The following is a 13,801-nucleotide window of genomic DNA, read 5'->3' on the forward strand; positions in this document are numbered from 1 at the left end:
ATGACGGATGATCCACTTCACACACCGCTTTGCGAAACGCTCGGTTGCGACCTGCCGATTGTGCTGGCAGGCATGGGCGGGGTCGCGCGGTGGGAGCTGGCCGCCGCGGTCGCCGAAGCCGGGGGCTTTGCAACACTCGGGATGGTTCGCGAAGATCCGGCGCTGATCGCATCAGAAATCAACGCCCTGCGTGCCGCCACCAACCGCCCCTTTGCGGTCAACCTTATCCCCGCCGCCACCGATCCGGCCTTGCTGGATGCCCAGATCCAATGCTGCCTCGATCTGGAAGTCCGCGCATTTTCCTTTTTCTGGGATATCATGCCAGATGTCATCGCTCGCGTGAAACAGGCTGGATGCCTCGTGCTGCACCAGGTCGGCACGGTGGAAGCCGCCTCAATGGCCGAGCAGGCCGGGGCAGATGTCCTTATCGCGCAGGGCGTTGAAGCCGGAGGCCATGTCCATGGACGGAGTGCCGGATTTGAACTGGCCGAATCCATCCGCGATACCAGCAGCCTGCCCGTCGCCATCGCTGGCGGCATCTCGACAGGCGAGGATCTCGCCGCCGCAATTCGCGCCGGGTTGGACGGTGTGCAATGCGGCACCGCCTTTCTGGCCACCGAAGAATCCTTCGCCCATGATTATCACAAGATCCGCGTGACGACCGCAACCGGCACCGACACGGTTCTGACCGACGCCTTCGTACTGAACTGGCCCAAAGGCGCCGCCGTGCGCGTAATCGGCAACAGCGTGACCGAAGCGCTTCAGGGCCGTCATTTCGGTCATGATCCTGCCACATTGCCGCGTGAAACCATCGCTTGGGACGGCAACGAGCCCCGTCTGCGCTTCAGTACGGATTCCCCGTTGCGGACAACAAGCGGCGATCTCGAAGCCATGGCCCTCTTTGCCGGTCAGGGAGCGGGCAGGATCAACGAGATCGTGCCCGCAGGATCACGCCTTCGCGCTATGGCCACGACGGCGCGACAAATCCTGACACAGGAATCTCAGAGGCCCGGATAAACCGGAAAGCGCTCGCATAGTTCGGCGACCTTGGCCTTGACCTTTGCCTCAACCTCGCCATTGCCGTCTTCGCCATTGGCCACCAAGCCGTCGACCACTTCGATGATCCAATCAGCGATTTGCCGAAATTCGGTTTCGCCGAAGCCTCGGGTCGTGCCTGCCGGACTGCCGAGGCGGATGCCGCTGGTGATGGTGGGCTTTTCCGGATCGAAAGGCACGCCATTCTTGTTGCAGGTGATGTTGGCACGGCCCAATGCCGCCTCGGTCGCCTTGCCGGTCACGCCCTTGGGGCGCAGGTCCACAAGCACCACATGCGTGTCGGTGCCATGCGTCACCGTGTCCAGACCTCCCTTGATCAACTGGTCGCTCAGGGCTTGGGCATTGCTGATCACCTGGCGGATATAGGTTTTGAAACCGGGTTGCAGCGCCTCACCGAATGCCACCGCCTTGGCCGCAATCACATGCATCAAGGGACCGCCCTGAAGGCCGGGGAATATCGCCGAATTCACCTTCTTCGCGATGCCTTCGTCATTGGTCAGGATCATTCCACCACGCGGGCCGCGCAGGGTCTTGTGCGTGGTGGTGGTGGCGACATGCGCATGCGGGAACGGGCTTGGATGTTCGCCCGCAGCGACGAGACCAGCAAAATGCGCCATATCCACGAGAAGATAGGCATCGACCATGTCGGCGATCTGCCGCATCCGCGCGAAATCGATCTGCCGCGGAATAGCGCTGCCGCCGGCGATGATCAGTCTCGGCTTATGCTCTTTCGCCAACGCCTCGACCTGATCGTAATCGATCATATTGTCCTGCTTGCGAACACCATATTGCACTGCGTTGAACCATTTCCCCGACTGGTTCGGAGCGGCCCCATGGGTCAGATGGCCGCCAGCATCGAGGCTCATCCCCATGATCGTGTCGCCGGGTTTGCACAGCGCCAGAAAGACACCCTGATTGGCCTGACTGCCCGAATTCGGCTGAACATTGGCGAAATCGCACCCGAACAATTGCTTTGCACGATCGATGGCTAAGTTTTCGGCAATATCAACGAATTGACAGCCGCCATAATAGCGCCGACCCGGATAACCTTCGGCATATTTGTTGGTCAGCACCGTGCCTTGCGCCTGCATCACCGCGCGGCTGACGATGTTTTCGGAGGCGATCAGCTCGATTTCATTGCGCTGACGGCCCAATTCCTTTCCGATTGCGTCGAAAATCTGCGGATCGCTCGCCGCGAGATCCTCGGTGAAAAAACCGGAAATCATTTTCTGTTCGTTCATGTCATTCCTCCTGTTGATATCTACCCGGTCCAGCCAAGCGCCGCCGAGATGCTGTTCATCGATTGCATCAGCGGCACAGATAGGCCGCGTTCCGTGTTGCCGCGAATGCCGCGCAGCAATTTGATCTGAAGGGCGTGAACACGGTCGAGGTCATGGCGGACCCGACCGAAGCGGGCGGACATGTTCGGAAAACGCGCACCGATTTCCGCGCCGTCGTTCAGGAACGAAATCGCCGCACAGCTTTGCTCGTATTCCCGCTGAATACGCCCGAAGATCTCACTGCGGATCACGTGGTTGGACACCAGATCCGCGTATTTCCCGGCAATTCGCATATCCGCCTGGAACAGCGACTTCTCGACCTCGTCCACGATCAGGCGAAACAGCCGTGACTCGCTGAACATCCGGCGCAGCAATTCGTCGCCCTCGTCCTTCCGGAAGCGGCGGAACGAGCTCACGGCCGAGCCGAAACCATACCAACCGGTAATCAGATGACGATTCTGCGACCAGGCGAAAACCCAGGGGATTGCCCGCAAATCATCCAGGCTTTGCGCCCCGAACCGCCGGGCCGGGCGCGATCCCATCTTGAGCATTGCCAGCTCTTCGACCGGGCTGGCCTGTTGGAAATAATCGATGAAGCCGGGTTCGTGCAGCAAAGTGCTGTAAGCCGTCTGCGACATGCCCGATAGCGCTTCGAGCGTATCGTTGAATTCGGGACACGCAGGTTCCGGCTGCGAGTTCAGCGAATGCGCAAGCACCGACGAAGCCAGCAACTCCAGTTGGTGCTGTGCCGTGCCGCGATTGGCAAATTTCGAGGATACGACTTCGCCCTGTTCAGTCGTGCGAAGTTGGCCGTTTATCGTGCCCAGGGGCTGTGCGGCAATGGCACGCTCGGTCGGGGCGCCGCCACGGCTGACCGAACCACCGCGGCCATGAAAGAAGACGGGGACAAGATCATGCGTCGCCAGTATGCGAGTAATGCTGCGCTGCGCCTTTTCCAATTCCCAGCTGGAGCAGAGGAAACCGCCATCCTTGTTGCTGTCGGAATAGCCCAGCATGATCTCGATCCGGCTGTTTCCGGCAGCCAGGCTGCGCCGCGCCAAAGGCACGCGCAACAATTCGTCCAGTATTTGGGGCGCTGCGCGCAGATCGTCGATGGTTTCAAACAGCGGCACCACCTGCAAATCTAGTCGTTCCGCACCGAAACCTGCATAGCGGGCCAGCAGGAAAATCCCCAGCAGATCGTCGCAGGACCGGGTCATCGAAAGGATGAACGGCCCCATCGCCTGCGGGTCCGGGCCGAATCGCGTCTTGTGCATCAGTTCAAGCAGGCCAAGCAACTCCTGGGCCTGATCGCTCAAACGGTCCCGGTCGATCCAGGACAATCCTGCTCTCACCAACTCGGTGCGGAGACGCTTGGACCATTCTGCCGTACCATAATCGGGCGCCGCGTCGCTCAGGCTCCAGATTTCAGCAAGGACCTGTGTCGTGACTGACGAGTTCTGCCTCACATCAAGCGTGACGGTCCGAAATCCAAAGACTTCGGCCTGCCAGCGGAGTGGGCGGACAAAACGCTCTGCCAGACCGTCGGCATCAATCGCCGACAGGGCGCTCTCGACGATGCGGAGTTCCGCCGTGAATTCCTCCAGATGCGTATAGCCGGGTCCATGGCCCTCAAGCATGGCATTGATGCGTCTGTGCATCGCGCTCAAGGCCTGACGGAACAACTCGCCCGGATTAAGATGTCGATCTGTCTCACCCGGCGGTGCATTGTTGATAACCTTCGTCAACTGTCCGTGGGCAGCATCGGGCAGATGGGAAATCGAACTGCTTATGCTTAGATGCTGTGCAGCAAGAGCAAGCGCGGACAGGTATTTTTCGAGGATCGTCGCCCGATTCCGCGTCAGGGCGGCTTGGGTGGTCTCTATCGTCACATTGGGATTGCCGTCACGATCGCCACCGATCCATGAATGGAACTGCAGGCACGGCTTGGAATCCTCGGCATACCCGAAGTGATCCGCCACAGCGTCCTTGAACTGCCGATAAAGATTGGGCACCGCGTCGAACAGGCCGTCGCGGAAGAATTGCAACCCCCAATCGATTTCATCCACCGGGGACGGCCGCTTCAGGCGCAATTCGCCGGTGAGCCACAACAGATCGATCTCGTTCTCGATATCGGACAAAAGCTCGGCCCGTTCCCGAGGCGTCCAGCGCTGTGTTTCCAGGGCCACCAATGTCCGGTAGATGCGTCGATGGATTTCCAGGACCGTGACCCGCTTGGCCTCGGTCGGATGTGCGGTCAGGGTGGGTCCGACCGACAGCTTGTCGGCCACCCGCCGGAATGCGCTCAGCGAGATATCCGGGTTGCCTTGCAACACCTTGGCAAAGCTGCCCTCGATCGCCGCCGGTCCTTCATGCGTTTCAGTCATGCGCCGCGCGCGCATTCCGGCATTTTCCTCGACGATCTTCATAAGCTGGAACCAGATGTTCAGTCCCTGAAGATAGGCCGTCAGATCAGAATCCTCGGGCAGATCTTCGCAATCGCCGGACAATAACGGCAGAATGGTGGGCGCGCGCCGGTCAATGACATTCAGCCAAAGCCGACGCAGTTCCATGCGCAGCCGACCGGCATAGGAACGGTCCGCCCCATCCGGTTGCCCGGTATCGATATGAGAGGCGTCCCCCTGCATCAGTTCACCCTGTCGCGCGGTTCGCGGCCATCGAAGAAGTCGCGCAGATTGTCGAGAACCCGAAAACCCATCGCCTCGCGCGCTTCGCGGGTGGCGCTGCCCAAGTGTGGGAGCATCACTAGGTTGTCGCAATTCTGCAGCACCGGGTTGATGTTCGGCTCTCCATCGAACACGTCGAGCGCGGCACCACCGATGGTTTCGAACCACAGCGCTTGTGACAGGGCCATCTCGTCAATGACCTCGCCGCGGGCGGTGTTAATCAGGAATGCATCGGATCGCATCAGGTTCAGGCGCCTGGCGTCGATCAGGTGCCGGTTTTCCGCCCCGCCCGGACAATGCAACGAGATGAAATCGCAAAGCGGCAACAATTCGTCGATGCTGTCCACCTGCGTGGCATCGCATTGTGCAAGGATATCGGGTGCGATCTTGCTGCGGTTATAGGCGATGATCTTCATGCCAAAGCCGTGATGCGCCCGCTTGGCCATCTCCTGACCGATCCGGCCATAGCCGATGATGCCCAGGGTCTTGCCCGACACCTTGCTGCCAACCAGATGCGTCGGCCGCCATCCCGTCCAGTCGCCGGCGCGTAATTCACGCTCGCCCTCTCCGGCGCGCCGCGCCGCCATAAGCATAAGCGTCATGGCCAGATCGGCAGTGCATTCGCTCAGGACATCCGGCGTGTTGGTCACCACCATGCCATGCTGCCCAACCCGGTCCAGATCGATATGACTATATCCGACCCCGTAATTCGCGAGAATCCGGGTTTGCGGCCTGGCCAGCTCCAGCGCCGAAGCACCGATCTTGTCCGTCACCGTGGGCAGCACCGCATCGTAGTTCTGCAGTGCCGATTTGAAGTCTTCCGGCGTCAGGGGCTTGTCCGACGTGTTGAGTTCCGTGTCGAACAATTCCGATAGCTGCGCTTCGACCGCTACTGGCCAGCGCCGGGTTACGAGAACCTTCGGTTTTGCCATCCGCCCCTCCTATTGCATGACACTGGCGATGGTCTCGCCAATCACAGCCGGGTTTTCGGCTACAGTGACACCCGCAGCGGTGAGGATTTCGACTTTCTCGCTGGCACTTTCGCCGAATGCCGAAATGATCGCTCCCGCGTGACCCATCGTGCGGCCCTTGGGCGCGGTCAGACCCGCGACATAAGCCACTACCGGCTTGCTGATGTGATCACGGATATATTCGGCAGCCTCGGCTTCTTGCGGGCCACCGATTTCGCCGATCATGCAGATCACATGCGTCTCGTCATCATTCTCGAAACGTTCCAGGATATCCTTGAAGGAAGACCCGTTGATCGGGTCGCCGCCGATACCGACACTGGTGGACACACCGATCCCGCGTTCTTTCAACTGCGCCGCCGCTTCGTAGCCCAAGGTTCCCGACCGGCCGATGATGCCGACATTGCCCTGCAGATAGATATGACCGGGCATGATCCCCAGAAGCGCCTTTCCGGGGCTGATCGTTCCGGCGCAGTTCGGGCCGGTCAAAACCATGCGCCGCTCCTTGGGATAGCGGTACATGTAGCGTTTGACCCGAATCATGTCCTGCGCGGGAATGCCGTCGGTGATGCAGACACAGTAACGGATGCCTGCATCGGCGGCCTCCATGATCCCGTCGGCGGCAGCGGGAGGCGGCACGAAGACCAGCGTGGCCTCGGCCCCAGTCTCGGTGACGGCTTCCTTGACCGTGTTGAACACCGGTACGCCCTCGACGGTTTCGCCGCCCTTGCCCGGCACGACGCCGCCCACGACATTCGAACCATATTCGATCATTTCGCGCGCATGGAACCGGGCCATCTTGCCGGTAATCCCCTGAACGATGATCTTTGTATCGCGATCCAGAAAAATGCTCATTGGACAGCCCTCAGGTTGGGATTGTTCTTCACGTCGCTCTGCCAGGCTGCAACTGCCCGCTCGGCGGCTTCGTTAAGTGTCGTTGCGCGGATCAGGGGCAACCCGCTTTGCGCGAGGATCTTCTGCCCCTCCTCGACATTGGTGCCTGCAAGGCGGACCACGACCGGCACGTCGACCGGGTTTTCGCGCAGCGCCTGAACGACGCCCTCGGCGACCCAGTCACAGCGATTGATCCCGGCAAAGATGTTGACGAGGATCGCCTGCACATTCTTGTCAGACATTACCAGCCGGAACGCCTTGGCGACCCGTTCGGGTGTGGCGCCACCGCCGATATCCAGGAAATTCGCCGGCTCGCCGCCAGCAAGCTTGATCGTGTCCATCGTCGCCATCGCCAGTCCGGCGCCGTTGACGATACAGCCGATATTTCCGTCCAGCCCGACATAGGACAGACCACGGTCGGCGGCACGGGATTCCCGCGGATCCTCTTGCGACTTGTCACGCAATTCCGAGATCTGCGGGTGTCGGAACAGGGCATTGTCGTCAAAGGTCATCTTGGCGTCGAGGGCAAGGATGCGATCATCGCCTGTAATCACCAGCGGATTAACCTCGACCATGGTGGCGTCGAGTTCGCGGAAGGCACGATAGCAGCCGCGCAGCGTGCGCACCATCTGCTGTGTCATGCGCGCTTCGATGCCCAGTGCAAAGGCTATCTCGCGGCATTGGAACTCTTGCAGACCGACGGCGGGCTCCACCGTGGCACGAACGATGCTGTCGGGACGTTCGGCAGAGATCTCCTCGATCTCCATCCCGCCTTCGCCACTGGCGACGATCATCACCCGCTGGCTTGCGCGGTCTAGGACAAAGCCCAGATAGATTTCGCGCTCGATCGGCACGGCCGCCTCGACATAGACGCGGTAGATGCCCTTGCCTTCAGGCCCGGTCTGATGCGTGATCAGCTTTTGCCCGAACATGCCTTCGGTCGCGGCCTGGATTTCGGCATCGCTGTCACAGACCTTGACCCCCCCGGCCTTGCCCCGGCCACCGGCATGAACCTGCGCCTTGACCACCCAGCGGTTGCCACCCATTTCGCGGGCACGGTAGGCGGCTTGCTCGGGACTGTAGGCCAATGCGCCCTGTGGGACTGTTACCCCGAAATTACTGAGAATTTCCTTGGCCTGGTATTCGTGGATATCCATCTTTGCTCCTCCCTTGAGCGCCGTTACTGAGCGGCCATTGCAGTCTCGAAATGGCGGTCCAGCCGAGCGCTGATCTCGTCCATGTCGATACCTGCACCCATTTCGTTCATCGCTGCCCCGAACCGGGTAACGATGTCGGTGATCGCGGCTTGGGTCAGCAGGTTCAGAATGCCGATGCGGACCTGAACCGGCTCGGACAGTGTCGGCCAGATGCCGAAACCGGCGGCACGGCACGATTGCACCAATTCCATCTCGCGACCGGCCAGCTTGTCGGGCAGGTTGAGAACCACCAGCGAGGTCATGTTCGACGTCACCTTGCAGCCCATCGCCGTGACCGCATCGCACAGCGCCGCTTCGTGGAAAGAATAATCCTCGGCACGCCGGGCAACAGTATCCTGCAACAGGATGCGCAGCGCCTCGTGGAAAGCCGCGACTGCATAGGCGCTATGGGTGCGGTGATAGGTACCTTTCTCGACATCCTTGCCGTCGATGATGCCCCAATGCCGCGCCTCGAGGATCGGGTGATGCACAAAGGTGCGAGTGCCACTCGCCCTGAGCGTCTCGATGTAACGGTCGGTGAACGACACCGGTGCATAGGTCAGCGGTAGGCAGCAGATGCCCTTCTGTGGACAGGAAGCCCAACCATGCACGCCCGGGAAGTCATCGATCCGGAAATCTTCCACCCCGAGCGACGAAACAGCATCGACCAGCCCCATTACTCCGTGCTTCTCACAAGCGTCAGAGAATCCGCGCAGGTCGTTGATCCGGCCCGACCCGGTTTCCCAATGCGCCATCGCGGCCCATTTCGGCTTGTGCTTGGCCAGTGCAGCCTCGACGGTCTCGCCGGTGACGGATTTGCCATGCGGCACATCGATGATGGTGACCGAAGCGGGCTTCGGGTCCAGCGGATTAGCGGCCAGTTCTTCGGCGGTGGCCGCTTTCATCCGGACAGTAAGGCCGTCGATGCTGGAGAAGGTTCCGTTGGTGAACATCACCACCTTGTCGCCGGGCATCACGGCACTGAACATGACATCGAGACCGCTCCACCCCGTTCCGGCCACGCCGAAAGTATGGATATTGCGGGTGCCCATCACCTCTCGCAGCATCAACTTGGATTCGATCATGCCGCGAAGCACGTCCGCTTGCATGTGGTCGGCAATGCCGGCGCTCGCAAAACGCTGGAGGACCCGCGGGTCGGTATTGCCTGGACCAGGGCCCGCTGCGATCGTTTCGGGAATCTCTAGCTGAGGGAAGATCTTGATTTCGGCCATCGGTCCATTTCCTCCAAGTGAATTTGATTTCACCTAGGGGATGCCATCTCGACAAGTTCCGCAACGTAAGTTACTCCTGCTTTCAGGTATCTATATGGATGGGAAAATACCCACCCATATTGGTAAGAATGCGAAGGTATACTGCAAACTGCCCTGCCTGGACGGGTAGGTTTTTGCGAAAAACCAAGGAAATGCAAATGACTGGCAGCTCTAATACCAAGGTTTCAGTCATGCTGGCGGACAGTAATCCACTGGTCCTGTCGGCCATGTCGGAAGTTTTCGAGCGCGACACCCGATTCTCTCTCGTGGCCACCTCTGCGACCGCCGAGGGTTTCCTGGGAACGGTTATGCGCATCCCCTGCCAAGTCGGAATCATCGATTGGGGTCTGCCAGTCCTTGGCGGAGCAAGGCTTCTCGAAGTTCTGCGCGAACAGGAAAGCGCGCCACGCATCGTGGTCTATGCCGATGAAGGGAGCGATGCCCACCGCGCGGCGATGAGCGCGGGCGCCGCCGGTTTCGTGGCTCGCAACGGCCCGGTCGAAACCTTGCTGGACACCTGTGTTGCCGTTGCCGCGGGAAAAATGGTTTTCCCCTATCTCGATGTCCGCGAGCTGCAGAAAGACCCCATCCACTCCCTGTCCCGCCGCGAGGCAGCCATGCTGGAAGCCCTGTCCAAGGGGCTGACCAATCGTGAACTTTCGCAGGAACTGGGTATCTCGACCAACACTGTGAAATTCCACTTGTCAAATCTATATGACAAGCTTTCGGTCAAGAATCGGGCCCAAGCCATCGCCTTCTACTACTCAAGTCGAATACCCGGTGGGCGCAATTTCGAGGACAACGAGTAACCGTGAATCAACATCCGGCACGAAACTTTTGGGAAATATTATTTATTGACAGGAAATATTATTTCCCCTTTGTATGAGCCGCATCGACCAAAACTTCACCGCAGGAGCACTCCGCCATGAGTTTCTTTCCCATCGAACAAGCCCCCGCGCGTCTTAATCGGAGCGAACTCGCCGTTCCGGGCAGTCAGCCGCAAATGTTTCAAAAAGCAGCAGAATCCGACGTTGATGTGATCTTCCTCGACCTTGAGGATGCGGTCGCACCAGACGAGAAGGTGCAGGCTCGCAAGAACATCATCAAGGCCCTGAACGAGATCGATTGGGGCAAGAAATCCATGTCGATTCGAATCAACGGCCTGGACACGCACTACATGTATCGCGATGTCGTCGACGTGGTCGAGCAGGCCGGTGAACGCCTTGACCTGATCATGATTCCCAAGGTCGGCACCGCAGCCGACGTCTACGCCGTGGACATGATGGTGACCCAGATCGAGGATGCCAAGGGCTACGGGAAGCGGATCGGATTCGAGCATATCATCGAAACCGCACTCGGCATGCAGAATGTCAGCGAGATCGCCGCTGCGTCCAAGCGCAACGAAAGCCTGCATTTTGGCGTGGCCGATTACGCCGCCAGCACCCGCGCCCGCACCACGGTGATCGGGGGCGTGAACGAGAATTACGCCGTACTGACCGACCCGGACCAGGACGGCAGCCGGCAGGTCCATTGGGGCGACATGTGGCATTACGCAATCTCGCGCATGGTGGTCGCCGCCCGCGCCAACGGGTTGCGCCCGATCGATGGCCCCTTCGGCGATTTCTCGGATCCCGACGGCTACAAGGCGGCCGCCTATCGCGCCGCCGTCCTCGGCTGTGAAGGCAAGTGGGCCATCCATCCCAGTCAGGTCGCGCTTGCCAATGAGGTGATGAGCCCCTCTGCAGAGGAAGTCGCCCGCGCGGAGAAAATCCTCGCCGCCATGGCCGAGGCCGAAGCAGCAGGCAAGGGCGCCGTGTCATTGGATGGCCGCTTGATCGACTATGCCTCGATCCGTCAAGCCGAGGTGCTTGTCGAGAAAGCCCGGCAGATCGCCGCATAAATGAAGGAAGCAGCTGATATGCGTGCGTTGGCACGACAGCTTTATGACCGCGCGGTCGAAGCGGCTGATCCCGCTCGCGCCGTGCGGGAATACTTTGCTCAACATCGGCCCGCCCGCCTTCCGGCCGGCGGGCATAGCTATGTCATCGCCATTGGCAAGGCCGCCCCGGCGATGCTGGGCGAGGCATTGCATCATATCCCCGCTCCAGTCACGGCACTGGGGGTCACCCATCACGAAAATGCCCAGGACATTCCCGGTGCCCGCATCCTCACGGCAGGCCATCCTGAACCAGATGAGGATGGGTTGCGGGCCGCTCGGGAAGTCGTCGCCCTACTGCAAAAGGCCGGTGATAACGATCATGTCGTTGCGCTTATCTCCGGTGGCGGCTCGGCCCTTGTGCCTGCTCCGAAACCGCCACTGACACTCGCGGACAAGCAGGCGGTCAACCGGCTCTTGCTGGAAAACGGGCTTGGCATCACCGAAATGAACCTGATCCGTCAGCAGCTTTCCGAACTGAAAGGCGGAGGCTTATTGCGCTACGCCTCTCCTGCTTCGGTCACTGCGCTGATCCTGTCGGATGTGATCGGCAATGAACTGAGCGCCATTGCCAGCGGTCCGACGACCGCGCCTCTCGGCAGCCACGCCGAAGCATTGGCCCTGTTGCAAGACCGTGGGCTGCTGGAGGAACTGCCCTCCTCTGTCCGAACGCTTCTGGAAAGTCCTGAGCTGCCCGGATCGCGGTATGTTTCGGACAATAACCTGATCGGTAGCAACGAAAAATCGCTGGAGGCGATGCGCGCCGCCGTGACAAACGGATGGACTACCCGAATCGTGTCCGACAGGCTGATCGGAGATGTGGGAGACGCTGCCACAAGGATCGTCCAAGCCGCCGGCGACATCGATCGCAAGGGTCCGACCGCCCTGATTTTCGGTGGCGAAACGACCGTGCATCTTCAAGGTACCGGGCGTGGCGGCCGCAATCAGGAACTTGCCCTGCGGATCGCGATGCAGGGCGACCGCCTGCCCGAGGGTTGGGTCTTTCTCAGCGGCGGCACCGATGGCCGGGACGGTCCCACCGATGCGGCGGGCGGGATCGTCGATAGCGGCACCATCGCCCGCATCAGAACCAGCGGCAACGATCCCGAAGCCTTGCTCGCCAATAACGACAGCTTTGCCGCGTTGAAAGCGGCGGGAGACCTGCTGATTACTGGCGCGACAGGCACCAATGTCGCTGATGTTCAGGTGCTTTTGCTACCCTGAAACATGATTGCAGCCCGTCGATGAACTAGGCCCGCGGCGGCTGGATATCATGAAAATCCAGCCGCCCGGCGCCATATGCGTCAACCCTGCCCCCAATCCAGATAGGCCCGGATAGAGCCGTTGCGCGGATCTGCCTCGGCATGATCCAACACATCACCCCCGGAACCAAGCACATGGCGAAGCGTATCGGCCACCAAAACTTGCTGACCCGGTAACAGATTACAGGGATCGAGTTGGAAATAGCCCAGTTCCACCTCGTGATCGCGCACAATGATCGCCGGATCCTGCCGCCCCAAGACAGCGGCAAAGATAGCCGCGTTTGCTCCGGCTTCTTGCGGATCGATTTCGATCTGCAAGCGGTCAAGCGGATTGTTCGTCGGATCGGGAACCACGCGCGCCGTAATGCCCGGCAGATCAGCCACTGCAGCCTGCCATTCTTCGAGCGCAGCACGCTCGGCGGCACGTATCGCGGCGGCATCGCGGGTCATCCAGTCTTCCATGGCGGCGATCAGCCCCATGATGCTTTCCTTGCCGACCTTCATGCCGCGTCCGATGCCGATATTCTGCAGATAGGCGGCTCGCACAAGGTCACGGCGCCCGGCAATGATGCCGCTGGTCGGTCCGGACAGGAACTTGTGCCCCGAATAGATCGCCAGATCCGCACCCTGCTCGATGAAGCCGGTCAGATCATATTCCGATGCAGCATCCACGATCACCGGCACTCCGGCGCGATGGGCGATCTCGACAAAGCGGGCAAAGGGGATCTGGCCGTAATGCACCACGTGATGCGACACGACATAAAGCGCTGCCGCCACGTTTTCGTCCAGCGCGCCTTCAAGCTGATGATCTGCGCATTGCGTGGACTGGCCAATGACGCGCAATTTGCCCCCGGTCAGGCCAACGGCGGTCTCGACCGGCGCGCCGTAATGGCACAGGTGACCGGCCTGGGCCACAACCGTGTCGCGCGATCCTGGAACTGCCGGCAATGCCTCTGCCCGGCTCGGGTTCAGCCCGGTCATGCAGCCCGCGACGCAAAGCGAGATCCCCGCGCTTGCCGAGGCGGTCACGCAGCCTGCTTCGGCCCCCGTAAGGCGGGAAATCACCTGCCCGGCATGCTCCTGCAACTCGTGCATCTTGACGAAATGGCCCATGGCCTCGGCCGTCGCCTTCCGCGCGGCCGAACCGGTGACCGAGGCCCCAAGCCCGGTCATGGTTCCACTAACATTGATCACCCGGGTGAACCCGTTTGCATCATGCCAGTCCCACAAAGCTTCAGTCATCTCGATCTC

The 13,801-nt window shown here is 60.5% G+C and carries 11 protein-coding genes; 4 read left to right on the forward strand and 7 right to left on the reverse strand.

Going from position 1 to position 13,801, the window contains the following annotated elements; all coding sequences use genetic code 11:
• Complete coding sequence (locus tag JHX88_RS20320) at positions 1-1,017, forward strand: NAD(P)H-dependent flavin oxidoreductase (RefSeq protein WP_076527689.1); 1,017 nt, start codon at positions 1-3, stop codon at positions 1,015-1,017.
• Here JHX88_RS20320 and glyA read toward each other — a convergent pair.
• The 6 genes from glyA to JHX88_RS20350 are packed head-to-tail and all read right to left on the reverse strand — an operon-like array spanning position 1,002 to position 9,313.
• Positions 1,002-2,297 (reverse strand): serine hydroxymethyltransferase, encoded by a 1,296-nt coding sequence (gene glyA, locus JHX88_RS20325; protein ID WP_076527691.1) that lies wholly within the window; start codon positions 2,295-2,297, stop codon positions 1,002-1,004. The two genes, JHX88_RS20320 and glyA, sit on opposite strands and share 16 nt — an antisense overlap.
• Positions 2,298-2,317: 20 nt before the next feature.
• Positions 2,318-4,984 carry a phosphoenolpyruvate carboxylase gene (locus tag JHX88_RS20330; RefSeq protein ID WP_076527694.1) on the reverse strand — a complete coding sequence of 889 codons (2,667 nt, stop codon included), beginning with the start codon at positions 4,982-4,984 and terminating at the stop codon, positions 2,318-2,320.
• On the reverse strand, positions 4,984-5,955 hold the full coding sequence (locus JHX88_RS20335) for a 2-hydroxyacid dehydrogenase (RefSeq protein WP_076527696.1): 972 nt from the start codon (positions 5,953-5,955) through the stop codon (positions 4,984-4,986). Before JHX88_RS20335 ends, JHX88_RS20330 begins: the two co-directional genes overlap by 1 nt.
• Before the next feature lie 9 nt (positions 5,956-5,964).
• A complete protein-coding gene (gene sucD / locus JHX88_RS20340) occupies positions 5,965-6,846 on the reverse strand; it encodes a succinate--CoA ligase subunit alpha (RefSeq protein WP_076527699.1) in 882 nt (293 codons plus the stop codon).
• Positions 6,843-8,042 (reverse strand): malate--CoA ligase subunit beta, encoded by a 1,200-nt coding sequence (locus tag JHX88_RS20345; protein WP_076527701.1) that lies wholly within the window; start codon positions 8,040-8,042, stop codon positions 6,843-6,845. The genes sucD and JHX88_RS20345 overlap by 4 nt, the downstream gene beginning before the upstream one ends.
• A 23-nt stretch (positions 8,043-8,065) precedes the next feature.
• A complete protein-coding gene (locus JHX88_RS20350; protein ID WP_076527703.1) occupies positions 8,066-9,313 on the reverse strand; it encodes a pyridoxal-phosphate-dependent aminotransferase family protein in 1,248 nt (415 codons plus the stop codon).
• A gap of 197 nt (positions 9,314-9,510) precedes the next feature.
• Here JHX88_RS20350 and JHX88_RS20355 point away from each other — a divergent pair, with 197 nt between their 5' ends.
• The 3 genes from JHX88_RS20355 to JHX88_RS20365 all read left to right on the forward strand — a co-directional run bounded on the left by JHX88_RS20355 (position 9,511) and on the right by JHX88_RS20365 (position 12,512).
• Positions 9,511-10,161: a response regulator transcription factor gene (locus tag JHX88_RS20355; protein ID WP_272848127.1), complete on the forward strand. Its 651-nt coding sequence runs from the start codon at positions 9,511-9,513 to the stop codon at positions 10,159-10,161.
• 116 nt (positions 10,162-10,277) lie between these two features.
• Positions 10,278-11,252, forward strand: a complete 975-nt coding sequence (locus JHX88_RS20360; protein WP_076527707.1) for an HpcH/HpaI aldolase/citrate lyase family protein — start codon at positions 10,278-10,280, stop codon at positions 11,250-11,252.
• A gap of 18 nt (positions 11,253-11,270) precedes the next feature.
• Positions 11,271-12,512, forward strand: coding sequence for a glycerate kinase type-2 family protein (locus tag JHX88_RS20365; RefSeq protein ID WP_272848128.1), 1,242 nt, complete (start codon positions 11,271-11,273; stop codon positions 12,510-12,512).
• Positions 12,513-12,592: 80 nt separating this feature from the next.
• Here the strand turns inward: JHX88_RS20365 and JHX88_RS20370 are convergent, their stop codons facing one another.
• A complete protein-coding gene (locus JHX88_RS20370) occupies positions 12,593-13,792 on the reverse strand; it encodes an aminotransferase class V-fold PLP-dependent enzyme (RefSeq protein ID WP_076527711.1) in 1,200 nt (399 codons plus the stop codon).
• Positions 13,793-13,801 lie beyond the last annotated feature (9 nt).

Source organism: Paracoccus saliphilus (assembly GCF_028553805.1).
In the GTDB taxonomy this organism is placed as follows: Bacteria; Pseudomonadota; Alphaproteobacteria; order Rhodobacterales; family Rhodobacteraceae; genus Paracoccus; species Paracoccus saliphilus.